This window comes from Nocardia sputi (genome assembly GCF_023501985.1).
Window position 1 is genome coordinate 18,804 of the sequence record NZ_JAMFLC010000017.1, and the last position, 23,495, is coordinate 42,298.

29 protein-coding genes and 1 pseudogene are annotated in these 23,495 nt (G+C 67.7%); 24 read left to right on the forward strand and 6 right to left on the reverse strand.

Annotated features, from left to right (window positions below; translation table 11 throughout):
- Positions 1-141: 141 nt before the first annotated feature.
- On the forward strand, positions 142-1,131 hold the full coding sequence (locus M8859_RS21965) for an alpha/beta hydrolase (protein ID WP_159922842.1): 990 nt from the start codon (positions 142-144) through the stop codon (positions 1,129-1,131).
- A gap of 114 nt (positions 1,132-1,245) precedes the next feature.
- Here the strand turns inward: M8859_RS21965 and M8859_RS21970 are convergent, their stop codons facing one another.
- A complete protein-coding gene (locus M8859_RS21970; protein WP_159922702.1) occupies positions 1,246-2,271 on the reverse strand; it encodes an SDR family oxidoreductase in 1,026 nt (341 codons plus the stop codon).
- 48 nt (positions 2,272-2,319) lie between these two features.
- Positions 2,320-3,132: an enoyl-CoA hydratase gene (locus M8859_RS21975; protein WP_195071306.1), complete on the reverse strand. Its 813-nt coding sequence runs from the start codon at positions 3,130-3,132 to the stop codon at positions 2,320-2,322.
- A gap of 127 nt (positions 3,133-3,259) precedes the next feature.
- On the opposite strand from M8859_RS21975, the gene M8859_RS21980 reads away from it, so the two are divergent.
- Positions 3,260-4,489, forward strand: coding sequence for a TetR/AcrR family transcriptional regulator (locus M8859_RS21980; protein ID WP_159922706.1), 1,230 nt, complete (start codon positions 3,260-3,262; stop codon positions 4,487-4,489).
- Positions 4,490-4,500: 11 nt separating this feature from the next.
- On the opposite strand, the gene M8859_RS21985 is transcribed toward M8859_RS21980, so the two are convergent.
- Positions 4,501-6,027 carry an aldehyde dehydrogenase family protein gene (locus M8859_RS21985; RefSeq protein WP_159922844.1) on the reverse strand — a complete coding sequence of 509 codons (1,527 nt, stop codon included), beginning with the start codon at positions 6,025-6,027 and terminating at the stop codon, positions 4,501-4,503.
- Between the two features lie 362 nt (positions 6,028-6,389).
- Between M8859_RS21985 and M8859_RS21990 the strand changes: the two genes are divergently transcribed.
- The 3 genes from M8859_RS21990 to M8859_RS22000 are packed head-to-tail and all read left to right on the forward strand — an operon-like array spanning position 6,390 to position 9,069.
- Positions 6,390-7,373, forward strand: a complete 984-nt coding sequence (locus tag M8859_RS21990) for an ATP-binding cassette domain-containing protein (RefSeq protein WP_249644798.1) — start codon at positions 6,390-6,392, stop codon at positions 7,371-7,373.
- Complete coding sequence (locus M8859_RS21995; protein ID WP_159922710.1) at positions 7,370-8,194, forward strand: ABC transporter permease; 825 nt, start codon at positions 7,370-7,372, stop codon at positions 8,192-8,194. Before M8859_RS21990 ends, M8859_RS21995 begins: the two co-directional genes overlap by 4 nt.
- Entirely contained in the window at positions 8,191-9,069 is an 879-nt protein-coding gene (locus tag M8859_RS22000) for an ABC transporter permease (RefSeq protein WP_159922712.1), read from the forward strand. Before M8859_RS21995 ends, M8859_RS22000 begins: the two co-directional genes overlap by 4 nt.
- A 40-nt stretch (positions 9,070-9,109) precedes the next feature.
- On the opposite strand, the gene M8859_RS22005 is transcribed toward M8859_RS22000, so the two are convergent.
- A complete protein-coding gene (locus M8859_RS22005; protein ID WP_159922714.1) occupies positions 9,110-10,306 on the reverse strand; it encodes a lycopene cyclase family protein in 1,197 nt (398 codons plus the stop codon).
- A gap of 233 nt (positions 10,307-10,539) precedes the next feature.
- On the opposite strand from M8859_RS22005, the gene M8859_RS22010 reads away from it, so the two are divergent.
- From M8859_RS22010 to M8859_RS22020, 3 genes are read left to right on the forward strand one after another with little or no spacing between them, the layout of a single operon-like run.
- Positions 10,540-11,544 (forward strand): alpha/beta hydrolase, encoded by a 1,005-nt coding sequence (locus tag M8859_RS22010; protein ID WP_159922716.1) that lies wholly within the window; start codon positions 10,540-10,542, stop codon positions 11,542-11,544.
- 17 nt (positions 11,545-11,561) lie between these two features.
- Positions 11,562-12,497 (forward strand): esterase/lipase family protein, encoded by a 936-nt coding sequence (locus tag M8859_RS22015; protein WP_249644799.1) that lies wholly within the window; start codon positions 11,562-11,564, stop codon positions 12,495-12,497.
- 48 nt (positions 12,498-12,545) lie between these two features.
- Positions 12,546-13,205, forward strand: a complete 660-nt coding sequence (locus M8859_RS22020) for an ATP-binding cassette domain-containing protein (RefSeq protein WP_159922722.1) — start codon at positions 12,546-12,548, stop codon at positions 13,203-13,205.
- 30 nt (positions 13,206-13,235) lie between these two features.
- On the opposite strand, the gene M8859_RS22025 is transcribed toward M8859_RS22020, so the two are convergent.
- A complete protein-coding gene (locus tag M8859_RS22025; protein WP_195071305.1) occupies positions 13,236-13,712 on the reverse strand; it encodes a hotdog fold domain-containing protein in 477 nt (158 codons plus the stop codon).
- A gap of 540 nt (positions 13,713-14,252) precedes the next feature.
- On the opposite strand from M8859_RS22025, the gene rpsJ reads away from it, so the two are divergent.
- From rpsJ to M8859_RS22085, 12 genes and pseudogenes are all read left to right on the forward strand, one after another.
- Positions 14,253-14,558, forward strand: a complete 306-nt coding sequence (rpsJ, locus tag M8859_RS22030; RefSeq protein WP_003938093.1) for a 30S ribosomal protein S10 — start codon at positions 14,253-14,255, stop codon at positions 14,556-14,558.
- Positions 14,559-14,572: 14 nt separating this feature from the next.
- A complete protein-coding gene (gene rplC, locus M8859_RS22035; protein ID WP_043687243.1) occupies positions 14,573-15,238 on the forward strand; it encodes a 50S ribosomal protein L3 in 666 nt (221 codons plus the stop codon).
- Complete coding sequence (gene rplD / locus M8859_RS22040; RefSeq protein ID WP_159922726.1) at positions 15,235-15,945, forward strand: 50S ribosomal protein L4; 711 nt, start codon at positions 15,235-15,237, stop codon at positions 15,943-15,945. Before rplC ends, rplD begins: the two co-directional genes overlap by 4 nt.
- Positions 15,942-16,247, forward strand: coding sequence for a 50S ribosomal protein L23 (rplW, locus tag M8859_RS22045; RefSeq protein WP_011207266.1), 306 nt, complete (start codon positions 15,942-15,944; stop codon positions 16,245-16,247). Before rplD ends, rplW begins: the two co-directional genes overlap by 4 nt.
- A gap of 33 nt (positions 16,248-16,280) precedes the next feature.
- Positions 16,281-17,117 (forward strand): 50S ribosomal protein L2, encoded by an 837-nt coding sequence (gene rplB / locus M8859_RS22050; RefSeq protein WP_043687244.1) that lies wholly within the window; start codon positions 16,281-16,283, stop codon positions 17,115-17,117.
- 15 nt (positions 17,118-17,132) lie between these two features.
- The gene (rpsS, locus tag M8859_RS22055) at positions 17,133-17,414 is read left to right on the forward strand and encodes a 30S ribosomal protein S19 (protein ID WP_159922728.1); all 282 of its coding nucleotides are present in this window, start codon (positions 17,133-17,135) and stop codon (positions 17,412-17,414) included.
- Positions 17,411-17,839: a 50S ribosomal protein L22 gene (rplV, locus tag M8859_RS22060; RefSeq protein ID WP_159922730.1), complete on the forward strand. Its 429-nt coding sequence runs from the start codon at positions 17,411-17,413 to the stop codon at positions 17,837-17,839. Before rpsS ends, rplV begins: the two co-directional genes overlap by 4 nt.
- The gene (gene rpsC, locus M8859_RS22065; RefSeq protein ID WP_043687258.1) at positions 17,840-18,634 is read left to right on the forward strand and encodes a 30S ribosomal protein S3; all 795 of its coding nucleotides are present in this window, start codon (positions 17,840-17,842) and stop codon (positions 18,632-18,634) included.
- Between the two features lie 3 nt (positions 18,635-18,637).
- Entirely contained in the window at positions 18,638-19,054 is a 417-nt protein-coding gene (gene rplP / locus M8859_RS22070; protein WP_040864842.1) for a 50S ribosomal protein L16, read from the forward strand.
- Positions 19,054-19,293, forward strand: a complete 240-nt coding sequence (rpmC, locus tag M8859_RS22075; protein WP_040864843.1) for a 50S ribosomal protein L29 — start codon at positions 19,054-19,056, stop codon at positions 19,291-19,293. The genes rplP and rpmC overlap by 1 nt, the downstream gene beginning before the upstream one ends.
- Positions 19,294-19,313: 20 nt before the next feature.
- A pseudogene (gene rpsQ / locus M8859_RS22080) lies at positions 19,314-19,562 on the forward strand (30S ribosomal protein S17); the annotation flags it as partial.
- Between the two features lie 189 nt (positions 19,563-19,751).
- Positions 19,752-20,573, forward strand: a complete 822-nt coding sequence (locus tag M8859_RS22085; RefSeq protein WP_195071304.1) for a phosphatase — start codon at positions 19,752-19,754, stop codon at positions 20,571-20,573.
- A gap of 1 nt (position 20,574) precedes the next feature.
- Here the strand turns inward: M8859_RS22085 and M8859_RS22090 are convergent, their stop codons facing one another.
- The gene (locus tag M8859_RS22090; protein WP_308221224.1) at positions 20,575-21,489 is read right to left on the reverse strand and encodes an NAD-dependent epimerase/dehydratase family protein; all 915 of its coding nucleotides are present in this window, start codon (positions 21,487-21,489) and stop codon (positions 20,575-20,577) included.
- Positions 21,490-21,593: 104 nt separating this feature from the next.
- Here M8859_RS22090 and M8859_RS22095 point away from each other — a divergent pair, with 104 nt between their 5' ends.
- The 4 genes from M8859_RS22095 to M8859_RS22110 all read left to right on the forward strand — a co-directional run bounded on the left by M8859_RS22095 (position 21,594) and on the right by M8859_RS22110 (position 23,462).
- A complete protein-coding gene (locus M8859_RS22095; RefSeq protein WP_159922734.1) occupies positions 21,594-21,818 on the forward strand; it encodes a ribbon-helix-helix domain-containing protein in 225 nt (74 codons plus the stop codon).
- Positions 21,815-22,261 carry a type II toxin-antitoxin system VapC family toxin gene (locus tag M8859_RS22100; protein WP_195071302.1) on the forward strand — a complete coding sequence of 149 codons (447 nt, stop codon included), beginning with the start codon at positions 21,815-21,817 and terminating at the stop codon, positions 22,259-22,261. Before M8859_RS22095 ends, M8859_RS22100 begins: the two co-directional genes overlap by 4 nt.
- A gap of 77 nt (positions 22,262-22,338) precedes the next feature.
- The gene (locus tag M8859_RS22105; RefSeq protein ID WP_201295190.1) at positions 22,339-22,797 is read left to right on the forward strand and encodes an NUDIX domain-containing protein; all 459 of its coding nucleotides are present in this window, start codon (positions 22,339-22,341) and stop codon (positions 22,795-22,797) included.
- Positions 22,798-22,988: 191 nt separating this feature from the next.
- Positions 22,989-23,462 carry an EXLDI protein gene (locus M8859_RS22110; RefSeq protein WP_159922740.1) on the forward strand — a complete coding sequence of 158 codons (474 nt, stop codon included), beginning with the start codon at positions 22,989-22,991 and terminating at the stop codon, positions 23,460-23,462.
- Positions 23,463-23,495 lie beyond the last annotated feature (33 nt).

Sequence of the window (23,495 nt, forward strand, 5' to 3'; positions counted from 1 at the left end):
AGGGCATCCCCCGGCGCGTGGGGCATGCAGAGTGAATCTCGAGACGAAGCGAAGGTGCGAAAATTGATACGTCGACAGACCCGGCGCGGCGGCCTGCGGGCTGCGGCCGCGATCGCGGCAACCGCGGTGCTCGCGGGAGTGATGACCGGTCTCGGCGCGTCCAGCGCGACAGCTGACCCGATCATCGATTCCAAGACCCTGCTGGGCAACCCGGTCGCCCCGGACGGTTCGCGTATCACCAAAGCCGAGTACAAGGACGAGCGCAGCATCCGGTTGTACGTGTACTCGGCGGCGATGGACGAGAAGGTCATCATCGACGTCCAGCGCCCGGCCGACGCGTCCGTGCCGCGTCCCACGCTGTACCTGCTCAACGGGGCGGGCGGCGGCGAGGACGACGCCTCGTGGCAGGCGAAGACCGACGCGCTGGAGTTCTTGTCGGACAAGAACGTGAACGTGATCCAGCCGATCGGCGGCAAGTGGAGCTACTACACCGACTGGATCAAGGACGACCCGGTACTGGGCCGCAACAAGTGGAAGACCTTCTTCACCGAGGAGCTGCCCCCGCTCATCGACGGCGCGCTGGGCACCAACGGCGTGAACGCCATCGCGGGCCTGTCCACCTCGGGCACCACCGTGCTGGCGCTGCCGATCGCCAAGCCGGGCCTGTACAAGGCCGCCGCGGCCTACAGCGGCTGTGCGCAAACCAGTGACCCGGTCGGCTCCCAGTTCGTGAAGCTGACGGTCGAGACCTGGGGCGGCGGCAATACCGACAACATGTGGGGTCCGGAGGGCTCGCCGGACTGGGTGGCCAACGACCCGTACGTGAACGCCGAGGGGCTGCGCGGCCTCGACCTCTACATCTCCACCGGCAACGGCCTGCCCGGCCAGTACGACACGCTCAACGGCCCGTACACCCTTCCCGGCCCCTACGGCCTGGCCAACCAGATCGTCATCGGTGGAGTGATCGAGGCGGGCACCAACTACTGCACGAACAACCTCAAGAACAAACTGGAGCAGCTGGGAATCCCGGCCACCTACAACTTCCGCAACACGGGCACCCACTCGTGGGGCTACTGGCGTGACGAATTCCAGGTGTCGTGGCCCGTGCTGGCGAAGGGCCTCGGTCTCTGATCGCCGCGTAGCCGGTGCATACGGCCGGGAAATCCGGCTGACCTCCATCGACCGCCTGGTTGCGAACCGCGCAACCAGGCGGTCGGTCTTTCACGCATCACCCGGTGCGTGTGATCAGACCCAGTTCTCGATCCAGTACTTCCAGATCCGCGGCGCGTACGCCTCCAGCGGCGGGACCCTGATGTCGGTGCCGGCCAGGGCCGCGCTGGTGTGCCTGCAATCGAACCAGCAGGCGAATTCGCTGTGCTCCAGAACGTCCAGCGGTACGCCGACCCGGGGCAGCAGCCAGTTGGCGCCGGGGACGCGCAACATCATGTCCAGGGTGCGCTTGGGCACCACCTCGACCAGGTGGGGCGCGCCCGCCTCGTCGGCGAACAGGTTGAGCGCGTCGACCGCGCTCTGCCTGCGCGGATCCACCAGGTGGTAGGTGATCTTGTCCGAACCGGGGCGGTGCGCGATGTGGTCGAGGGCACGGGCGACGAAATCGACCGGGACCATGTTGGTCTCGCCCAGCTTGGGCACCAGGACCGGCAGCAGCCTGGGCAGTTGCGCGCCCATGCGCAGCAGGCGGAAGAAGTAGTACGGGCCGTCGATCCGATCGATCTCACCTGTCCTGGAATGCCCGATCACGATGGACGGCCGGTAGATCCGCCAGCGCAGCGACGATTCCCGGACGATCCGCTCGGCCTCGAACTTCACCCGTTGCACCGGGGTGGCCAGTGTCTGGCCGTGATCGAACATGTCCTCGGTGAACAGGCCCTCGCTGGACCCGGCCACCTCCACCGTCGAGACGTGGTGCAGCAGATCGACACCCAATTCCTCGGCGACATCGACCAAGTGCCTGGTCCCACCGCCGCGTTCGGTGAGGTCGTAGCCGGCGGCCAAGTGGAAGACGTGCTCGATCTCGCCGCGGTGCCGGGTCAGCCAGCTCGGGTCGATGCCCAGCCCCGGGGCGCCCAGATCGCCGCGTACCGGACGGACGCGGTCGCCGCCCGCCCATTCCTGCGCGCAGCAGGCGAACCGGTCGGCCGAGGCGTCGCCCGGCCGTACCAGGACGTGGATGGCACCCTCGCGTTTCAGGAGCTCGGGGATGAGGAACCGACCGATGAACCCAGTTGCCCCGGTAACCAGGTAAGTCATAGCCGATGAACATAGTCGCCTGCCGGTCGGTACGTTCCGGCGGGCTGATCAGTCGGCGAAGACGGCCTTGCGCTTGGTGAGCATGGCGGTGGCGCCCTCGATGAAATCAGGGGAGCGCAGCAGCTCGGTCTGCCCCGCCTTCTCGGCGGCCAATGCGGCGTCGAGGGAGGTCAGCGTGGCCTGGTTCAGCGCCCGCTTGGTGAGTTCCAGCGCGCGGCGCGGCCCGGTCGCGATCTTCTCGACGCCGGCCTCGACCGCGGCATCGAGTTCGTCGTCGGGCACGACCGCGGTGAACAGGCCCGCCGCCGCGGCTTCGCGGGCGGGCAGTCGCTCGCCCAGCAGTGCCATCCGAGCCGCCAGGGGCCGGCCCGCCGCCGCGGCGACCAGCGCGGCCGCCCCGCCGTCGGGCATCAAGCCGATGTTGATGAACGCCAGCAGCAGGTAGGAGTCCTCGCTCGCGTACACCAGATCGGCGGCCAAGGCGATGCCGACGCCGACGCCAGCCGCGGCGCCCCGGATCCGGACGATCACCGGGACCGGCGCGTCGACGATGGCGCGCACCAGCTGATTGGCCGCGTCCATGACCATGTCCGAGGTGATGCCGCGGCGCGCCTCGTCCGCACTCGACGACAGATCGGCCCCGGTGCAGAAATCACCGCCTTCGCCGGCCAGCACGATCGCCCGCACCGCGCGGTTCTCGGCGGCCGCGAGGAAGGTATCCCCGAGGGCGACCATGGTGTCGTAGTCGATCGCGTTCTTCCGCTTGGGGTTGGTGATCGTGACCCGGAGCACCTTGCCGTCCTGGACCGCCGTGAACCGGGTCGCGGGGGCGGCCGGGGCCACGGAATCGTTGGTGCTCATGTTCGCTCCTAAGCTGCAATTCGGCGGACGGCGGGCTGTGAATGATGGTTAACTTTGCGAATTGTGGTTAACTTAGGTTCCATTGTCGGGCGCTGTCAACCAGCGCGGCCGGAGAACGGAGAGGTGCATGGTCGCGGATCGCAGCGAGGTCGGCCTCGCTCCCGCGCGGCCCGAACCGGGCAAGCGGGCGGGTGCGCCGTCGGTGCGACGCCGTCCGAAGGACCGCAAGGTCCAGATCATCCGGGCGGCCGCGCGCGCGTTCAGCGAACGCGGGTACTACCCGGTCGGGGTGGACGAGATCGCCGCCGAGGTGGGCATCTCCGGCCCCGCCCTCTACCGGCATTTCACGAACAAGTACGCGCTGCTGGTCGCGGCCGCCGAGGAGGGCGCGCGGCACCTGCTGACCGTCGCCGAGGCCGCTGACGACACCCGGCTCGACCCCGGGCAGCGCTTGGACGCGCTCATCCGCGCGATCAGCGAGCACACCGTGGAGATCCGCCGCGAGGCCGGGCTCTACCGCTGGGAACGGCGATATCTCGAGCGCGACGACCGGGTTCGGATCAGGAAGATCTACGACGACCTGAACAACACCCTCGCCGCGCCGATCGCACTGCTGCGACCCGACGCGCCACCCGCCGACGTGGCGATGCTCGCCGCGGGCGTGCTCAGCGCGATCGCCAGCATCGCGGCGCACCGCACCGCGCTGTCGAGCGCCCGGCTGCTTCCGCTGCTGCACGAGATGGCCTGGGCCATCCTGCGCACCGAGCTGCCCCCCGCGCCGGACGAACCCGACCCCGGCCCGCCCCTGCGCGGCATTCCGGTGACCTCGAAGCGGGAACAGTTGCTCACCGAGGCCATCCGGATCTTCGGCAGGCAGGGCTATCACGAGGCGAGCATCGAGGAGATCGGCGCCGCCGTCGGCATCAACGCCTCCAGCGTGTACCGGTACTTCGCGAGCAAAGCCGACCTGCTCGCCGCGGCCTTCTACCGCACCGGGGACCGGCTGGCCATCGCGATCACCGAGGCGTTGGCCGAGGCGGCCAGCCGGGAGGACGCCGCGCGCCGCGTGGCCGACCGCTACGCGAGATTGAGTTTCGCCATGCCGGAGATCATGCCGGTGTATTACGCCGAGTTCAGCAACCTGCCGCAGGCCGAGCAGCACAAATTGCGCGCCATTCAACGGCAGAACGTGCTGGAGTGGGCCAACCTGCTCGACGGGGACCCGGTGGAGGCGCGCTTCCGGGTGCACGCCGCCATCAGCCAGGTGATCGATGTGGGCAGGTTGATCCGATTCGATTCCCGGCCACCGCAAGTGGCCCGGGTCACCGCCCTCATGGACGCGGTGCTGCTCGATTGAGCTCGCGCCGGTCAGGGGCGGCGGCCGTGCCGGATCCGGAAGATCGTCCTGGCCACGCGGAGGTGGCGCGGGTGCCGATCGAACGTGGAGAGGTTCACCGGCGCCTGGTACCGCTTGCGCGTGATGGCCAAAGTCCTGCTGAACTCGCGTAGCCCCTGGTCGCCGTGGCTGTGGCCCTGGCCGTATTCGCCCACACCGCCGAAGGGCAGCGCGGGAATGCCCGCGTAGGCGGTCGAGGAGTTGATCGTCACCACGCCGACTCGCAGTTGTTCGGCGAACGCCTCGATCTCGTGCACGTCCCTGGTGAACACCGATACCGCGACGTCGGTGCCGACCGCGTTGATCCGCTCGGCGGCTTCGTCCATGCTCGCCACCTTGTTCACGATGAGCACCGGGCCGATGCCCTCACCGGTGATCGCGATGCTCTCCTCCGGCACCTCGGCCAGCACGATCGGCTCGATGTAGGGCTCGCGGATCGAGTCCAGCCCGCCGACCACCGCGCGGCCGCCGCGGGCCACCGCGTCGCGTACCTGCCTGCGCACCACGTCGACCTGCGACTCCATGATCATCGGCCCGTAGGACGCTTTCCGGTCGGCGCCCGGCCGCAGCCTGCGGGCCTGCTCCACGACCAGGTCGAGAAAGCGGTCGTACACCGACTGGGCGACGTACGCGCGCTGGATGCCGGTGGCGTTCTGTCCGGCGTTGGCCATCGCGCCGAACACGGCGGCCTCGGCGGCGTCGTCCAGCTTGGCGTCGACGTGCACGACCATGCTGCCCTTGCCGCTGCGCTCCACGACGACCGGCGTCATGGTCTGCGCGCACACCGAGATCACCTCGCGCGCGCCCGCCTCGGAACCGGCGTAAGCGATCTTGTCGACCTTCGCCCGGCACAGCGCGGTTCCGGTGGTCTGGTCTCCCGTGACCACCTGCAACACCGGTTGGTTCGGCGCGAGCCGGGCCCAGCTGTCGGCCAGCCACACTCCGACGCCGGTGGTCAGCTCGTGCGGCTTGAACACCACGGCGTTGCCCGCCGCCATCGCGTACGCGATCGAGCCCATCGGGGTGAACACCGGGTTGTTCCACGGCCCGAGCACTCCGACGACCCCCAGCGGCAGGTAGCCGACCGAGGCGCGCTGATTGCGGCTGAGCCAGTTGGAACCGATGCGCCGTCGGTCCAGCGCGCGGCCGGCGTTGCGCGCGGCCCAGTCCAGGTCCTCCACCGCGAGCATCACCTCGATCGCGGCGTCCGCTTGCGGTTTCCCGGTCTCCTCGCACAGCAGGGAGACCAATTCGCCCGAGCGCCGGGCGATCTCGCGTTTCCAGTCCAGCAACCACCGTTTACGGCTGCTGAATCCCAGCTCCGCCCACCATTTTTCGGCGGAGCGGGCCGCGCGGACCGCGCGATCGAGTTCGCCGGCGCTCATCACGGCGTAGTTGCCGACGACCTCGCCGGTGCGCGGATCGTAGGACGTCAGCACGTTCGTTCGGCCCGTTCCTCCCGGACGCGCCGCCAACCGTGGCTGCGCGGACTCGGCCATGATCACCTCTCGCAGTGTCGGAAACGGCGTGCGGACCGCTGAGCGGAGCGCAGCCGCGGACGAGTGAGTGTGGTCCCCCGCGAAGCAGACTATGGTCTGGCGCAGTGGGCCGACAAGGTTCGGCCGCCCGCTCTCGCCCGTGCCGGATCGCGCTCACCAGCGTCGATCCCTTGCTCGGCGCATGGACCGGGGGAAATGTGAGTAAGGACACACAGGGTGCATGCCGGTGCGCCTACCGTGCGCGAAGCGAAAGCCGGTTCGATCGGGCCGGTAACATCACGCCGAGCGCGACGGATCACCAATCCGAGCGTGCGCTGCGCTCGGGCGACCTGGTCGCCGTACCGGCCGATAGTGGAGAGTTGATGCCGAGTTCCAATCAAGCAGATTCGCATGCGGGTGAGCCAGCGGTCCGGGTAGCGGACGTCCGCAAGTCGTTCGGCGACGTGCATGCACTGCGGGGCGTCAGCTTCGTCGCCGACCGCGCCTCCGTCCTCGGCATCCTCGGGCCCAACGGCGCGGGCAAGACAACGATGGTGAAGGTCCTCTCCACCCTGCTGCGCCCCGATTCCGGCACCGCCGTCGTCGCGGGCCACGACGTGGTGCGGGACCCGGCGGGCGTGCGCCGATCGATCATGATGACCGGTCAGTACGCGGCGCTGGACGAAAACCTCTCCGGCCGCGAGAATCTGGAGCTGTTCGGCAGGCTGATGGGCTTGGCGAAGTCCGCGGCACGCAAGCGCGCCGACACGCTGCTGGAGGAATTCGATCTGGTCAGCGCGGGCCGCCGCGCCGTGCGCCACTACTCGGGCGGCATGCGCCGCCGCGTCGACATCGCCTGCGGTCTGGTGGTGCGTCCCGAGGTGGTGTTCCTCGACGAGCCGACCACCGGCCTGGACCCGCGTAGTCGCCAGGGCGTCTGGGATCTGGTGACCGCGCTCAAGACGCAGGGCATCACGGTGCTGCTCACCACGCAGTACCTGGAGGAAGCCGACGTGCTCAGCGACAACATCATCGTGATCGACAAGGGCACGGTGATCGCCGAGGGCACCGCGGACGAGCTCAAGGAGAAGACCGGCGGCAGCTACTGCGAGGTCGTTCCGCTGGATCCGAAGAAACTGCGCACCGCCGCGTACGCGCTCGGCGACCTGGTGCCGTCCGCGGTGTTGGCCGACATGAACGGCGGCGACCGGCTTTCCATCCCGGCGCCGGAGGGCGCCGCCACGCTGACCGAGGCACTGCGCAGGCTCGACAGCGCCGGTGTCGACCTGGCCGACATCGCGCTGCGCCGCCCCTCGCTGGACGACGTGTTCCTGTCCATCACCGGCCACTCGGGCGGGCACGCGTGACCGCTGCGACCGCCCCGGAGCACACCCACGCCGAGGCGACGCTGTTCGCCGAGCTGCCCGTGGCACGGTTGTCGTCGTTCGCGCAGTGGCGCGCGCTGACCGGCCGCATCATCCGCACCATGGCGACCAAGGGCGAGCTGATCGTTGCGATGGTCACGCCGCTGGTCTTCACGCTCGGCTTCTACCTGCCGCTGCGCTACGTGATGAAGTTCCAGGGCATCGACTACGCCCAGTACGTCATGCCGATCATCGTGTTGCAGACCATGGCCTTCACGATGATGTCGAACGCGCAGCTGGCCGCGTTCGAGGCGCTGACCGGCCTGAGCACCCGCTTGCAGACGATGCCGATCGGGGCGCTGGTGCCGTTCACCTCACGCATCTGCGCCGGGCTGGTCCGCTCGATCACCTCCCTCGCCGCGGCGGTGGCGTTCGGCCACCTGATCGGCTTCCGCTTCGTCGCGGGCTTCGGTCAAGCCGTGCTGTTCTGCCTGTTCTCCCTCGCCGTCGGCACGGTGCTCGCGATCGGCGCCGACGCGCTCGGCAGCCTGACCAAGAGCCCGGAGTCGCTGAGTCAGGCGCTGACGCTGCCGACACTGATCTTCGGCATGCTCTCCTGCGGGTTCGTGCCCGAACGCAGCTTCCCGGAATGGATTCGTCCGTTCGTGCGCAACCAGCCGATCTCGCAGTTCTCCTTCGCCCTGCGCGACATGACGGCCGACGGCGTGACCTGGCAAGTGCTGTGGGTGCCGCTGCTGTGGTTGATCGGGCTGTCGGTGGTGTTCATCCCGGTGGCGATCTGGGCGAGTGTGAGGCGGTCATGAGTTCGGTGGAATCAACCGTGGAGCGCACCTCCCCGCGGGCGGACGAAGAGCGGGCGCGCGCGAGCGAACCCCTGCCGGTCGTCCGGGCGAGGCCGGAAGGTTCGCTGGTCACCTGGGCGGTGCAGAGCCTGATCCAGTGCAAGAGGCTGCTGCTGATCTGGGCGCGGGATCCGGCGACGACCATCCAGACGCTTGTGTATCCGGCGCTGACCTTGTTGATGTTCTACATCGTCCTGAACAACTCGGTCTCCGGTGCCACCGGTATGCCCGCCGTGTACGGCACCGTCCCGCTGTTGACGTTGGTCGCCGCGATGTCCGGTGCGGTGGTGAGCGCGCTCGGCTTCAAGACCGAGAAGATGACCGGACTGCTGGGCCGGTTCTGGACCATGCCGGTGCATCGCGCGGCCGGGTTCACCGGCCGGCTGCTCGCGGAGGCGGTCCGTGTCCTGGTGACCACGTTGTTCGTCGTGGCGGTGGGGCTGCTGCTCGGATTCCGGTTCGGTCAGGGCCCGCTCGCGGCGCTGGCGTTGATCGGCATCCCGGTCCTGTTCGGCGTCGCGTTCGCCGTGCTGGTCACCGCGCTGGCCACCATCTCCGAGGGCGTGATGCTGGTGAACATCATCGGCATCGTCAACACCCTGCTGATGTTCTTCAACTCCGGTTTCGTTCCGGTATTCGCCTATCCGGTCTGGTTGCAGGACGTGGTGGCGAATCAGCCGATGAGCTGCGCGATCGATGCGATGCGCGGATTGTCCTACGGCGGTCCGGTGGCCGAGCCGCTGATCAAGACGCTCGCCTGGACGATCGGCATGATCGTGGTCTGCGCCTACCCCGCGGTCAGGGGATACCGGCGGGCCGCGGAGACCGGCCCCTAGCCACCGCGCCGTCGCGGCCAGGGCCGTCCGCAGGCCCTGGTCACCGGACCTGGCGTCCGGCCGATTCGCGCGATGGCGCGAAGTCGTAGTCCAGCCAGCGGTCCCGGTTGGTCCAACCGACCAAGTCGTAGCGCCACCGGAACGGCCAGGTGTGCGCCACGGTATTCCACAGCACGGCGCCCAGGGCGGTGTAGTCGTCGTGCGCGGACAGCAGGGCGCGCTGGCCGCGGGGTGAGGCACTGAAGAACGCGTCGAACATGGCGATGGACTGCGCGGTGGTGAGCCTGCCGAGTCCGTAGAGGCCGCGCATCCGCATCCAATACACCAGGCGCGCCCGCGGCGGCCACAAGTCGGCGACCGGGTCGCGGCCCTGCCGCAGCGCGGTGAGCGCGGTGTCGACCAGCGCCAGCGAGTCGGCGACGCTGTACCCCGTGCACGGGTGCATCATGCCGCCGCGCGAACCGAACGGGATCGCGCGCGCCGTACCCTTTCGGGGCGGCGGCTGGTCGAGTGGATAGTGCGCCGCCTCGCTCGACTCGTCGCCGGTGAGCCGGATGCCGTGCGCGGCGAGGCGGTGGAGGGTGCGCTTGCGCAGTTCGTGCTGCGGCATGCCGCCCCGCAGGCCCAGGCTGGTCTCTTCGAAGATCACCGTGCCGTCGCCGAGGGGCACCGCGTAGAGGAACGACGGCGGCTCGTCCGGGCCTGCGCCGTTCTCCGGTCGCCAGTCAAGTAGCAAGCCCGAGCCTTCGACGATCATCGGCGCCGCCGTCTCGGCGTCGACGAAGATGCCGTGCGCGCTCGCCGCCCTGCGGCGTCCGAGTGACGGCAGCCCGCGGGTGTCGAACACCGCCGCCGCCCGGTGCACCGTGCCGTCGGTGAGTTCGACTTCTCGCGCGTCCACCCGGACGGCGCGGCCCGCTACGACGGTGGCGTCGTCGAGCGGCAGGGCCGCGCGCAGGCCGGGTTTGGACAGCACACAGTAGGGCCGGTCGATCCGGTGTTCGGTTTTCGTCCAGACCGTGGGCATCGGGATGGTGGTCGCGATGGCGGTGGACGGCAGCCACTGCGGCAGCTCGTCCACCCAGCAGGAGAACGTGGGCGGCCACAGCCGGTCGGGGCGCGGGTCGATCGCGGTCACCGACAGCCCGGCGCGCATCGCGCGGTGAGCGAGCGCCCGACCGGTGGGGCCGAGCCCGACCACGCACACATCGACTTCCCGGCCCGCGCTGACACCCATAGAGGCATTCAATCCGCTCCGCCGATGTACGCGCAACTATTCGCAGCGTGCGAGCCCAAGGAATTCGGGTCTCGCGAAATCGAAATCAGACGAAACGCGATACGGCGAGAATTCCGTGTTCGCGCGTGCCCCCAGAATCAGTGGCCCAGCAACTTCAGTCGTGAAATGGGTTGGGCCGCACCATAGCCTGAGCTCGGACGCGAGGCGTTCCGGGATTCGGGATAAGGGGAGTCATGAGAGGAAGCCACCTCCGCCGGCTGGTGCTGTCGGCGGCGATCGTTGCCGCCACCGCATCGGCGGTCGTGTCGGTGCGGGCACATGCGGCGCCCACGGAGTCTTCCATCGTCTCCGTGCGGGAGCACGACGCGCGCAACGTGACCTTGACGGTGCGTTCCGCCGCCATGGATCTCGATATTCCGGTCGAAGTGCAGCGCGCCGCGGATACCAGCGTGCCGCGTCCGGTGCTGTACCTGCTGCTCGGCGCGGCCGGTGGCATCGACGGCTCGACGTGGGCCACGAAGACCGACGCGATGCAGTTCCTCGCGGACAAGAACGTCCACGCGGTCACGCCGATCGGCGGGATGTTCAGTTACTACGCGGACTGGCAGAAGGACGATCCCAGACTCGGGCGCCAGAAGTGGAAGACCTTTCTGAGCAGCGAACTGCCGCCGCTGATCGACACCTATCTCGGTACCAGCGGGCGCAATGGCGTCGCGGGTTTCTCCATGTCGGCGACGACGACGCTCGCGCTCGCCGCGACCACCGGCGACCTGTTCTCCAGTGTCGCCGCCTACAGCGGTTGCGCGCAGACCAGTGATCCGATCGGCCGCGAGTTCGTCCGGCTCACCGTCGAGGAATGGGGTCTGGCCGAACTCGACAACATGTGGGGGCCCGCGGACGACCCGCAGTGGAAGGCCAACGACCCGTACGTGCACGCGGAGGGTCTGCGTGGGAAGTCCGTCTACATCGCCAGTGGGAATGGCCTCCCCGGCGTCTACGACCAGTACGGCGGCAAATACTCCCTGAACGGCCCGTGGGGTTTCGCGAATCAACTCGTGGTGGGCGGGGTCATCGAAGCGGCCACCAATTATTGCTCACACAACATGAAAGCCCGGTTGGACAGCCTCGGCATCCCCGCGCGATACAACTTCCGGCCCGAAGGAACCCATTCGTGGGGTTATTGGGAGGACGCGCTGAAGGACTCGTGGCCGACACTCGCCGCTCCATTGGGAATCTGATCGGTCAGGAATTCGAGATGCCTGTTGTCTTCCGTGCCGCGCGAGTCGCGGGCCTGCTGATGGCCGCGGCCTGTGCGGCGCTCTTGCACACGCCCGGCGCGACCGCCGCCCCACCGACTCCGGCGCTCGACGGCGCCAACGACTGGTCCTGCCGTCCCACCCGGGCACGACCGGAACCGGTTGTGCTGGTCCACGGTTCGGGTACCGATATCGGCCGCAGCTTCTCCGTGCTCGCCCCCGCCGTGCGCGCCGAGGGCCATTGCGTGTTCGCCGCGAATCTCGGTGCCGCGCCGGGCGTCATCGACGCGGTGAGTGGGCAGTCCGGGTCCAGTTCGATCGGTATCGGCCCGATCGGCGCCGCCCTGGCGGGGCGAGTGCTGTACGGGGTGGCCGACATCGAGCGGATGGCGGGCGAACTCGCCGAAGTGGTGCGGTCCGTGCGGGAAACGACCGGTGCGAGCCGGGTTGCGCTGGTCGGCCACTCCACCGGCGGCACCGTGATCCGGCAGTACCTGCGGGACGGCGGCGCCGGCGCGGTGTCGCAGGTGGTGACGCTCGGCACGCCGTATCGCGGCACGACCTGGGACGGGTTGCGCGCGGGCTACCCGGACCTGGCCGCACTCGGCCTGGGCAACGCGCAGATCGCGGCCCAGGTCTTCGGAACTCCGGGACAGCAGCAGGTGGTCGGGTCACCGCTGCTGAACCGGCTGAACGCGGGAGGCGAGACCGTGCCCGGTCCGCGGTACACGGCCATCGCCTCCCGCGCCGACCTGGTGATCACGCCGCAGGACACCGCCCTGCTCACCGCTCCGTCCGCCACCGACCGCAATTTCTGGCTCCAGGACGGATGCCCCGGCAACACCGCCGATCACAGCGGCATGCTCGAGGACCCGCGCGCCACCGCCGCCGTTGTCTCGGCGCTCGCCGGAGATCTGCGGGCGCTGCCCTGCTGATCGCACCGCAGCCGGACAAGATCATTGGAGACGAAACGGAGAACCTCGGTGGGTCTCGGCATTACTTGTAGCGGGCTGCGCCGTGAATTCGCGGGAGTCGCCGTGGTCGATGATGTGACGTTCCAGGCCCCTGCGGGGCGAGTCACCGCCGTAGTCGGTCCGAACGGCGCGGGGAAGACGACTCTGCTGTTGATGCTCGCGGGCCAATTGCGACCTCACAAAGGGTATATCCGTGTGGGGCAGACGGATCCGGCTGTCGAACCATGGGTGGTCCGCTCCCAGGTCGGCTGGGTGCCCGACGTCTACGAGAGCAGCGAGACGTGGTCCATCGCGGAGGTGCTCCATTATTCGGCGAGCATCGCAGGACACAACGGGAGCCGATCCGCCGAACTCGTCGAGCGGGCGTTGGATCTCGCGCGTTTGCGGAAATATTCCGCCGAACCCGTTCTGCATCTTTCGCGGAGTACGAAGAAGTGGTTGAGCCTGGCCAGAGCGCTCGTCTCCGACCCCGCCGTGCTCGTGCTGGACAACCCCATGGCGGACTTGGATGACGAGGGTCGCGGCTACCTCTCCGAATTGTTGCGAGACTTCGCGAGACAGAACATGACCATTGTCGTCTCGGCCCTCGCGACGGATGGGCTCGCCGGATGCGCGCAGGAATCCGTGCACCTCGATCACGGTCGAGTCGTCGGCAGCCGTGGGCTGTGAGGCCGAGCACCGACTCCCGGGCGACCGCGACTACTTCGGGGTGACCCAGGTGGTGATATCGGCGTGCACCACCTCCAGGCCGTGCTTGTCGTAGATCGACACCGGCACCACCAGTTCGAGGCCCTCGGTGACGGTCGCGAAATCGGGAATCTCGGGCAGCTTCGCGACCGCCCGCAGACCGGTCTCGGCCTTGGCCAGGTATTGCACGTTCATCGCCTTGGGGATCCACCGATGAGTGGCGGGCACCGTCGCCTCACTCAGCATGCCCATCGCGACCTCGGCCAGATTGCACGCCGCGATGGCGTGGAAGGTGCCCAGATGGTTGTGGATGCCGAACCACTTCGGTGAAGTCACCTCGCACAACCCCGGCTCGAGCCGCACCACATTCGGCAGCACGGTGCCGAAGTACGGCACCCTGGCCACCATCCCGAGCGAAAACAGCGCATGCCCCAGCCGGTTGTCCGGCAGCTTCTTCCAGCCGCGATAGGTCACGGTCTCTTCCGTCATGCGCGTATATTACTCAAAAGTAAGTTGCGTGTGCGCCGACGATGGGGTTCGGGTGCGACCCCCGCTGTCACCCCACCGATTTGAAGTGGCTCGACGGCGTCGTGCATACTGTTCGGGTTGCCCTGCACCGGGCCATGTCTGTTTCCTCGTGAAACGGGTGGTCGGGCGGGGCGAGCAGTACCCCATCGTGTACCTCACCGGGTTTCCGGTGTGGGTACGTCCGGGACAGCGTTCCAGGCCTGAGATGCTTTGCGATCCGAGGCCGAGGAATAAGCGGGAGAGCGACACGCCCGACCGCGTGTACCGGAGAACCATGACAGATGAACAGCGGCGAGGATCGGGCGTGCCCGGTCGTGGTCTCCACTGTGTCGGATCTGGCTCGACCGAGGGCCCTGCGTGAATCGCAGGCTGCCTCTCCGGGCTCGACCGATCGGGCTGGGACGTCTTCGTGTGTTCGGGCTGTGCAAATGAGGGTGGTCCAGAAGGTCGGCACAGCCGGCTTCCGGGCCACGAAGGAAAGCGGAGAAAAGGACACTTAGCGTGGCGGGACAAAAGATCCGCATCAGGCTCAAGGCCTATGACCACGAGGCGATCGACGCATCGGCGCGCAAGATCGTGGAGACGGTGACCCGCACCGGGGCACGCGTCGTCGGCCCGGTGCCGTTGCCGACCGAGAAGAACGTGTACTGCGTCATCCGTTCGCCGCACAAGTACAAGGACTCGCGCGAGCACTTCGAGATGCGTACGCACAAGCGCCTCATCGACATCCTCGACCCGACGCCGAAGACGGTGGACGCGCTCATGCGCATCGACCTGCCGGCCAGCGTCGACGTCAACATTCAGTGACGGGGACTCGAGACATGACTGACAACAAGAACAGGCCGGCCGCGGGCATCCTGGGCACCAAGCTCGGCATGACCCAGGTCTTCGACGACAAGAACCGCGTGGTTCCGGTCACCGTCATCAAGGCGGGGCCGAACGTCGTCACCCAGATCCGCACCGTGGAGCGCGACGGCTACAGCGCCGTCCAGGTCGCTTTCGGCGCCATCGACCCGCGCAAGGTGAACAAGCCGGTCTCCGGCCAGTTCGCCAAGGCGGGCGTCACCCCGCGCCGCCACGTCGTCGAGATCCGCGTCGCGGACGCCTCCACCTTCGAGGTCGGCCAGGAGATCAGCGCCGACGTCTTCGAAGAGGGCAGCTACGTCGACGTCACCGGCACCAGCAAGGGCAAGGGCTTCGCGGGCACCATGAAGCGCCACGGCTTCCGTGGTCAGGGTGCCTCGCACGGTGCGCAGGCCGTGCACCGCCGCCCGGGTTCGATCGGTGGCTGCGCCACCCCCGGCCGCGTGTTCAAGGGCATGCGCATGTCGGGCCGGATGGGTAACGACCGGGTCACCACGCAGAACCTCTCGGTGCACAAGGTCGACGCCGAGAACGGCCTGCTGCTGATCAAGGGAGCGATCCCGGGTCGCAAGGGCGGCGTCGTGATCGTCAAGAGCGCCGTGAAGGGTGGTGCGCACGCATGACGAGCTCTGCTGTGAACACAGAGAAGAAGTCTGCAAATCTCACGCTGCCGGTCAAGGAGATCGGTGGCAAGACCAACGGCACCGTCGATCTCCCCGCGGAGATCTTCGACGTGACCGCCAACCTCGCGCTGATGCACCAGGTCGTCGTGGCCCAGCAGGCCGCGGCCCGCCAGGGCACGCACGCGACCAAGACCCGTGGTCAGGTGCGCGGCGGCGGCAAGAAGCCGTACCGGCAGAAGGGCACCGGTCGCGCCCGTCAGGGTTCGACCCGCGCGCCCCAGTTCGCCGGCGGTGGCACCGTGCACGGCCCCCAGCCGCGCGACTACACCCAGCGCCTGCCCAAGAAGATGAAGGCCGCCGCCCTGCGTGGCGCCCTGTCCGACCGGGCTCGCAACGAGCGCATCCACGTGATCACCGAACTGGTGGCTGGCCAGACCCCGTCCACCAAGACCGCGAAGAGCTTCCTGGCCGAGCTGTCGGACCGCAAGAAGTTCCTGGTCGTCGTCGGCCGCGAGGACCTCGCCGCGTGGAAGAGCGTGGCGAACCTGCAGAACGTGCACCCGATCGCTCCCGACCAGCTCAACACCTACGACGTGCTCAACAGCGACGACGTGGTGTTCAGCGTCGAGGCGCTCAACGCGTTCGTGCACGGCCCCGCGGAGTCCGCGCAGGACAACGCGGCGATCGCACAGGAGGAGAGCAAGTGACCACCATCGCCGACCCCCGCGACATTCTGCTGGCGCCGGTCATCTCCGAGAAGTCCTACGGACTGATCGAGGAAGGCACCTACACCTTCCTGGTGCACCCGGACTCGAACAAGACGCAGATCAAGATCGCCGTGGAGAAGGTCTTCGGTGTGAAGGTGACCAGCGTCAACACCGCCAACCGTCAGGGCAAGCGCAAGCGGACCCGCTTCGGTTACGGCAAGCGCAAGAACACCAAGCGCGCGCTCGTGACCATCTCGGCCGACAGCAAGCCCATCGAGATCTTCGGAGGCCCGGTCGCCTAAGCGCCCGGGAATCCAGAAAGCAGAGAAGAACTCATGGCAATCCGTAAGTACAAGCCGACAACGCCGGGCCGTCGTGGCGCCAGCGTCTCGGACTTCGCCGAGATCACCCGGTCGGAACCGGAGAAGTCGCTGCTGCGCCCGCTGACCAAGTCCGGCGGCCGCAACGCGCACGGCCGGATCACCACCCGCCACCGCGGTGGCGGTCACAAGCGCGCCTACCGGCTGATCGACTTCCGTCGCCTGGACAAGGACGGCATCCCGGCCAAGGTCGCCCACATCGAGTACGACCCGAACCGGACCGCCAACATCGCGCTGCTGCACTTCGTGGACGGCGAGAAGCGCTACATCATCGCCCCCAAGGGCGTGACGCAGGGCACCCGCATCGAGTCCGGCCCCACGGCCGACATCAAGCCGGGCAACAACCTGCCGCTGCGCAACATCCCGACCGGTACCACCATCCACGCGGTGGAGCTGCGTCCTGGCGGCGGCGCCAAGCTGGCCCGTTCGGCGGGCATGAGCATCCAGCTGCTCGGTAAGGAAGGCCCCTACGCCACCCTGCGTATGCCCTCCGGCGAGATCCGTCGCGTCGACGTGCGCTGCCGCGCCACCGTCGGCGAGGTCGGCAACGCCGAGCAGTCGAACATCAACTGGGGTAAGGCCGGCCGCATGCGCTGGAAGGGCCGCCGCCCCACCGTCCGTGGTGTCGTCATGAACCCGGTCGACCACCCGCATGGTGGTGGTGAGGGCAAGACTTCCGGTGGTCGCCACCCGGTCTCGCCGTGGGGTCAGCCGGAAGGCCGCACCCGCAAGCCCAACCGTCCGAGCGACAAGCTCATCGTCCGCCGCCGCAAGACCGGCAAGAAGCGCTGAAGGAGGAGGTAAGAAATGCCACGCAGCCTCAAGAAAGGCCCGTTTGTCGACGACCACCTCCTGAAGAAGGTGGACGTGCAGAACGAGAAGGGCACCAAGCAGGTCATCAAGACCTGGTCGCGTCGTTCGACCATCATCCCCGATTTCATCGGGCACACGTTCTCGGTGCACGACGGCCGCAAGCATGTGCCGGTGTTCGTCTCGGAGTCCATGGTCGGGCACAAGCTCGGTGAGTTCGCGCCGACCAGGACGTTCAAGAGCCACGTCAAGGAAGACCGGAAGAGCAAGCGGCGATGAGCGAAGCGAAGAGCAATCAGACACTGCTGACGACTCCGTCGAACCCGACTGCGCGCGCGACCGCCAAGCACGTTCGCGTCACGCCGATGAAGGCACGCCGTGTCGTGGACCTGGTCCGCGGCAAGCGTGTCGAGGACGCCCTCGCCCTGCTGAAGTTCGCGCCCCAGGCCGCGAGCGAGCCGGTCGCCAAGGTCGTCGCCAGCGCCGCGGCCAACGCCGAGAACAACCTCGGCCTGAACCCGGCCACGCTGGTCATCTCGACGGCCTACGTCGACGAGGGTGCGACCATGAAGCGGTTCCAGCCGCGTGCCCAGGGGCGTGCGTTCCGCATCCGCAAGCGCACCAGCCACATCACCATCGAGGTCGAGAGCATCCCCACCGCCGGTGGAGCCACTCGTAACCGCCGGAAGGGAGGGGCAAAGTAAATGGGACAGAAAATCAACCCCCATGGCTTCCGCCTCGGTATCACCACCGACTGGAAGTCGCGTTGGTACGCGGACAAGCAGTACGCGGACTACGTGAAGGAAGACGTCGCGATCCGCAAGCTCCTGGCCACCGGCATGGAGCGGGCGGGCATCTCCAAGGTCGAGATCGAGCGCACCCGTGATCGCGTGCGGGTGGACATCCACACCGCGCGTCCGGGCATCGTGATCGGCCGCCGCGGCGCCGAGGCCGATCGCATCCGCGCCGAGCTGGAGAAGCTCACCGGCAAGCAGGTGCAGCTGAACATCCTCGAGGTGAAGAACCCCGAGTCGGATGCGCAGCTGGTCGCCCAGGCCGTCGCCGAGCAGCTGTCCAACCGTGTGGCGTTCCGTCGCGCGATGCGCAAGGCCATCCAGTCGGCCATGCGTTCGCCGAACGTCAAGGGCATCCGCGTGCAGTGCTCGGGCCGCCTCGGTGGCGCCGAGATGTCGCGCTCGGAGTTCTACCGCGAGGGTCGGGTGCCGCTGCACACGCTGCGCGCCGACATCGACTACGGCCTCTACGAGGCCAAGACCACCTTCGGTCGCATCGGCGTGAAGGTCTGGATCTACAAGGGCGACATCGTCGGTGGCAAGCGTGAGCTGGCCGCCGCTGCCGCCGCGCCCGAGCGTCCGCGCCGGGAGCGGCCGAGCCGCCCGCGTCGGTCCGGTTCCACCGGCACCACGGCGACCAGCACCGAGGCCGGGCGCGCCGCCACCGCGGTGGCCGACGCTCCGGCAGAGACACAGGAGGGCTGACGCATGCTGATGCCTCGCAAGGTGAAGCACCGCAAGCAGCATCACCCGGGCCGTTCGGGCATGGCCAAGGGCGGCACTTCGGTGGCGTTCGGCGAGTTCGGCATCCAGGCGCTGGAGCCGGCGTACGTCACCAACCGGCAGATCGAGTCGGCGCGTATCGCGATGACTCGCCACATCCGCCGTGGCGGCAAGATCTGGATCAACATCTACCCGGATCGCCCGCTGACCAAGAAGCCCGCCGAGACCCGCATGGGTTCGGGTAAGGGTTCGCCGGAGTGGTGGGTCGCGAACGTCAAGCCCGGTCGCGTGATGTTCGAGATGAGCTACCCGAATGAGGAGACCGCTCGTGAGGCGCTGCGCCGCGCGATGCACAAGCTCCCGATGAAGTGCAGGATCGTGACCAGGGAGGAGCAGTTCTGATGGCTACCGGAACACCGGCCGCAGAGCTCCGCGAGCTCACCGAAGAGGAGTTGGTGGCCAAGCTGCGCGACTCCAAGGAAGAGCTGTTCAACCTGCGCTTCCAGATGGCGACGGGGCAGCTGGACAACAACCGTCGTCTGCGCGTCGTCCGTCACGAGATCGCGCGCATCTACACGGTCATGCGTGAGCGCGAGCTCGGTCTGGCCACCGGACCCGCTGGCAAGGGAGATGCTGCATGAGCGACAAAGTAGAAGGGCAGCGCGGCACCCGTAAAGTGCGTGTCGGTTACGTTGTCTCCGACAAGATGAACAAGACGATCGTCGTCGAGCTGGAAGACCGTAACCGGCACCCGCTCTACGGCAAGATCATTCGCACCACCTCGAAGGTGAAGGCGCACGACGAGAACGAGATCGCCGGTATCGGTGACCGCGTTCAGCTGATGGAGACCCGTCCGCTGTCGGCCACCAAGCGCTGGCGTCTGGTCGAGGTCCTGGAGAAGGCCAAGTAAGCCTATTCCACGGCGTGAAACCGCAAGGCCCGCTCCCCGTCCCGGAGAGCGGGCCTTCGCCGTATCCGGGCAGTGCCCGATAGCTGGGCCGCCGATAGGTACTGTCGTGTTGCGGCAGCAACCGGCCGCCGCGTCTCGGTGACCGGAACGGTGATCGGTTGTACCGACGGCCATGTGGAGGTATGAGCGGTGGGATATGCGACTCGACCCGGTCGATCCGATGACCGCGAGCTGCTTCGAAAGCACCTCCTGGAGACACGGATAGCGGGGGACGTCGCGACGCCCCGGGAGGGGAATCTCTCGCACTATCGCAAGATGGTGGAGAAGGAGCCGAGGTACCAGTTCGGGCTGACACTGAGGGATTGGACCTTCGACGAGACCTTGGCGATGATGGCGCGACTGTGCGGGGTCAGCCCGGATCCGCGTCATCTGCGGGGCCCCGACACCATCGATGCGGAGCTGACTCTCGACGCGCTGGATGCGATGGGGGCGCGGATCGGGCTCGCGGCTCGCCGCCGGGAGACCGTGATCCTGGCGACCGGGCATCCGGAAACGCTCATGGATGTCTATCGAGCTGTCGAGGATGCGTTGCGCGCGGCGGGATGCGTGGTGCTGACGCCTGCCGCCGGGTGGTCCTACCGGGTCACCGCTCGCATCGGGTCGCAGAATCGCGAAATCGTCTACACCTCGGGGGTGGCGGCGCTCGGCGACGACGGGCGGCTGAAGCACACGCACGATCCGCACCCGATGCGGGCGGTCCTGCGGGAACTGCGCGACGCCGGGGCCGGCCACTGGCCCGACCTGGTCATCGCCGATCACGGCTGGGCAGGCGCCGCGGGCGAAGCGGGCATCGAAACCGTCGGATTCGCCGACTCCAACGACCCCGCACTGTTCGCCGGGCAGGTCGAGGGCAAGATCGCCGTCACGGTTCCGCTCGATGACGGGGTGCACCCGGAGTACTACCGGCCGCTGACCACCTATCTGCTCGACCGTGCCGGGCTCGGTGGGTGAATCAACCGGGTCCGGGCGAGTGCCCCCCGGCCGCCCAGGTATCCCGAACGATGGTGTCGAGCTCGGAATAGGACGGATACCAGGGTAGTTCGGTTATCGCCCGGGTGGGATCGCTGATCAGCGTGGCGGGTTCGGATGCCGGTGGCCGATGGATCAGCTGGATCCGGCGGCCGGTCCGCCGCTCGACGGCGGCTACGACGTCGAGGACGCTGCTGCCGTGGCCGCTGCCGATGATGTACCGGCGGAACCTGTCCGGCGGCGGGTTGTCGACGCAAGCGACGAAAGCCGCGGCGGCGTCGACGACGTGCAGGTAATCGCGAACCGCGCTGCCGTCGCCATTGACCTGCAATGCCGAAGCATTCACCGCGGCGGCGAGCGCCCGGGGAATCAAGCGCGTGGGGTCGCGGTCCGCGCCACCGGCCACGTTCGTCAAGCGCAGCACGGTGGCCGACAAGCGGCCGGTTCGCGCCTGGGCCGAGATCGCGGACTCGGCGGCCAGTTTGCTCGCGGCGTACGGGTGCGGCGGTGCGTCGGGCAGGCGCTCTGTCATCGGTTGGCGCTCGGGCGTCCCGTAGATCGAGCCGGTCGAGGCGAAGACGATCCGCGCGACCCCGGCAGCGGCCATCGCGTCCAGTAAGGCGACGGTCCCGCCCGTGTTGACGCGAAAGTACCGGAGCGGATCGACCGTGGACTCTCGCGCCCGAGTCAGCCCGGCGAGGTGGCAGACCACCTGTACTCCGCGCAGTGCGTCGCGGAGCCCGCTCTCGTCGAGGAGGTCGGCGACCCGAGTGGTCTCCCGCATGGCCGAAGTGCCCCCGCGAACCATCGCGATCGGCTCATGGCCTGCTCTACCCAGCAGATCTACGACCGCCCGACCGAGATAACCATTCGCTCCGGTGACAAGAACGCGCACCACTCGATCTTGTCACCGCGTATGAGTCCGGATCAGCGAGGTCGGGCGAGATAGCTCGCGGACGGAAGGGCACAGAACTGCGGTATCACCTCTGATACCATTAATGTATGGCTTGGACCATGCGATTGCCGGACGACGAAGAGGCGGCGCTCAACGCGCAAGCGGACGCCGAGGGGCGCTCCAAGCACGAGATCACTCGTGACGCGGTCCGGGCTTATCTCATGCGGCACCGCAAATGGGAGACGCCCCTGCTCGGCGATGACGAGACGTTCGATCTGGGTGGGCCGATCGCCAAGGACGACATCCGCAATGCGATGAACCGACCCGCATGATCGTCGTGGCCGACACTTCTGGAATTCTGGCGCTATTCAATCGTTCGGACCCCGAGCACTTCGCGGTGCGTCGAGCAGCCGATTCGGCGGGCGCGATCGTCGTCAGTCCGCTGGTGCTCACCGAGGTGCATCATGTTGCGAGTGTCCGGGCCGGACGTGCGGTCGCCGACGGCATTCTCACTCTGATCGCGGAGCGAGTCGCGTCGACGCGGATCGTCATCTCGAACGTCGATGCGGCGCAGTTGCGCACTGCGGTCGACATCCGGGGGAAGTACGGCACCCTGAACCTCGATTTGGTGGACGCGGTGTGTGTGGCTCTGGCCGACGAATTCGATACCGACACCATCCTGACGCTCGACCGACGTGACTTCCGAACTTTGCGGCCTCTCGGTCGCTACTCCGCATTTCGCATCCTGCCGGACGACTTGCGCCCCACGTCCTAGGTAGGCCGCGTATCGGCAGCTCGAGCCTCGGCTCGGCGTTGCGGCCCTAACGGTGTCTTCCGTGGTTGGGTGGGGTGGTGGCGGAGTTCGGGCGAGCGCGGTTGGCTGCGGGGGCGTTGTTCGTTCGCGGCGACGAAGTGTTGCTTGTGCACAAGACCTATGGCAATGGCTGGGATCTGCCGGGTGGGTATGTGGAGCCGGGGGAGGCGCCCGCCGCGGCTTGTCGGCGGGAACTCGGTGAGGAGTTGGGGATCGACCGGTTCGTTCGTCGGCTGCTCGTGCACGACTGGGCTCCGAGTCCCGAGGAGGGGGACAAGGCGCTCTACGTATTCGATTGCGGTGAACTCGGCGCCGAGGAGCGGACCATCCGATTGCAGGAGTCGGAACTCGACGCCTGGCAGTGGGTTTCGATCGGCGCTCTCGATGACTACCTGATACCGCGTCTCGCTCGGCGGGTGCGGCAAGCACATCTCGCGCACATCGACGGCTGCCCCCGGTATCTCGAACATGGCCGTCCGGTCGGGCGGGGTGATTAGCCGAGCGGCGGCCCGGCGTGCCCTGCGGTGAGTCAGCGCTTGCGTTATACGTATACATCTACTTATAGTGACATGGCAGCCCGGCCTTCCTGGAAACATCGAACTCGCACCTCCACGGCGGATTCGGCACGGGCCGGCTGACGGTAGGCGCACGCTCGGGTGTGCATTCATCCATGAAATGGGGATTTGCCATGACCACCGATCCGAATAATCCGGCCGGTGTGGCCACCGCCGACGAGCAAGCCGGCGGCGTCACCTTCCTGAAGGATTCCGGCGAGCGGGGCGGGGTGGAGGATCTCCGGGAGATCGTGTTGCGGGTCGGCCCCGGCGGCGGGCGCAGACAGCGGTTTTTCGGCAGACTGCTCGGCGAGTCCCGGGAGTACACCAAAGCCGGGATGGATGTGGTGCGGGTCTATGTGAGCCGTAAAGGCAAGTTCGTGGTGCACCGGCGGGAATCGTCATGGCGCGAAATGTCCGTCGCGATCGACTGGACCGAATGGAAGACCTGGCGGGACCTGCTCCGGTCCGGCGGCCGCGAGTGGGGTGATTACACGGTCGAGATCGTGGACTCGCCCGCCGAACTGCTGGGGCGGATTCCGGAGCACATCTATCGGACCGTCGTCGATGTGGCCGAGAACCCCACCTCGCAGGACCTCCAGATCTGAGAGACCGAAGCTTTTCCCGAATCCGGAAAGGAT

Excerpts from the sequence above, each read along its gene's own strand:
- M8859_RS22110 (WP_159922740.1), top strand. The coding sequence starts at position 22,989 with ATGACCACCGATCCGAATAATCCGGCCGGTGTGGCCACCGCCGACGAG.
- M8859_RS21970 (WP_159922702.1), bottom strand. The coding sequence starts at position 2,271 with ATGACTTACCTGGTTACCGGGGCAACTGGGTTCATCGGTCGGTTCCTC.
- M8859_RS21980 (WP_159922706.1), top strand. The coding sequence starts at position 3,260 with ATGGTCGCGGATCGCAGCGAGGTCGGCCTCGCTCCCGCGCGGCCCGAA.
- M8859_RS22025 (WP_195071305.1), bottom strand. The coding sequence starts at position 13,712 with ATGACGGAAGAGACCGTGACCTATCGCGGCTGGAAGAAGCTGCCGGAC.
- M8859_RS22095 (WP_159922734.1), top strand. The coding sequence starts at position 21,594 with ATGGCTTGGACCATGCGATTGCCGGACGACGAAGAGGCGGCGCTCAAC.
- M8859_RS21975 (WP_195071306.1), bottom strand. The coding sequence starts at position 3,132 with ATGAGCACCAACGATTCCGTGGCCCCGGCCGCCCCCGCGACCCGGTTC.
- M8859_RS21965 (WP_159922842.1), top strand. The coding sequence starts at position 142 with ATGACCGGTCTCGGCGCGTCCAGCGCGACAGCTGACCCGATCATCGAT.
- rplV (WP_159922730.1), top strand. The coding sequence starts at position 17,411 with ATGAGCGAAGCGAAGAGCAATCAGACACTGCTGACGACTCCGTCGAAC.
- rplB (WP_043687244.1), top strand. The coding sequence starts at position 16,281 with ATGGCAATCCGTAAGTACAAGCCGACAACGCCGGGCCGTCGTGGCGCC.
- M8859_RS21985 (WP_159922844.1), bottom strand. The coding sequence starts at position 6,027 with ATGGCCGAGTCCGCGCAGCCACGGTTGGCGGCGCGTCCGGGAGGAACG.
- rpmC (WP_040864843.1), top strand. The coding sequence starts at position 19,054 with ATGGCTACCGGAACACCGGCCGCAGAGCTCCGCGAGCTCACCGAAGAG.
- rpsS (WP_159922728.1), top strand. The coding sequence starts at position 17,133 with ATGCCACGCAGCCTCAAGAAAGGCCCGTTTGTCGACGACCACCTCCTG.
- rplP (WP_040864842.1), top strand. The coding sequence starts at position 18,638 with ATGCTGATGCCTCGCAAGGTGAAGCACCGCAAGCAGCATCACCCGGGC.
- M8859_RS22010 (WP_159922716.1), top strand. The coding sequence starts at position 10,540 with ATGAGAGGAAGCCACCTCCGCCGGCTGGTGCTGTCGGCGGCGATCGTT.
- M8859_RS21990 (WP_249644798.1), top strand. The coding sequence starts at position 6,390 with ATGCCGAGTTCCAATCAAGCAGATTCGCATGCGGGTGAGCCAGCGGTC.
- M8859_RS22100 (WP_195071302.1), top strand. The coding sequence starts at position 21,815 with ATGATCGTCGTGGCCGACACTTCTGGAATTCTGGCGCTATTCAATCGT.
- M8859_RS22005 (WP_159922714.1), bottom strand. The coding sequence starts at position 10,306 with ATGGGTGTCAGCGCGGGCCGGGAAGTCGATGTGTGCGTGGTCGGGCTC.
- rplD (WP_159922726.1), top strand. The coding sequence starts at position 15,235 with ATGACGAGCTCTGCTGTGAACACAGAGAAGAAGTCTGCAAATCTCACG.
- rpsC (WP_043687258.1), top strand. The coding sequence starts at position 17,840 with ATGGGACAGAAAATCAACCCCCATGGCTTCCGCCTCGGTATCACCACC.
- M8859_RS22000 (WP_159922712.1), top strand. The coding sequence starts at position 8,191 with ATGAGTTCGGTGGAATCAACCGTGGAGCGCACCTCCCCGCGGGCGGAC.
- M8859_RS22015 (WP_249644799.1), top strand. The coding sequence starts at position 11,562 with ATGCCTGTTGTCTTCCGTGCCGCGCGAGTCGCGGGCCTGCTGATGGCC.
- rplC (WP_043687243.1), top strand. The coding sequence starts at position 14,573 with ATGACTGACAACAAGAACAGGCCGGCCGCGGGCATCCTGGGCACCAAG.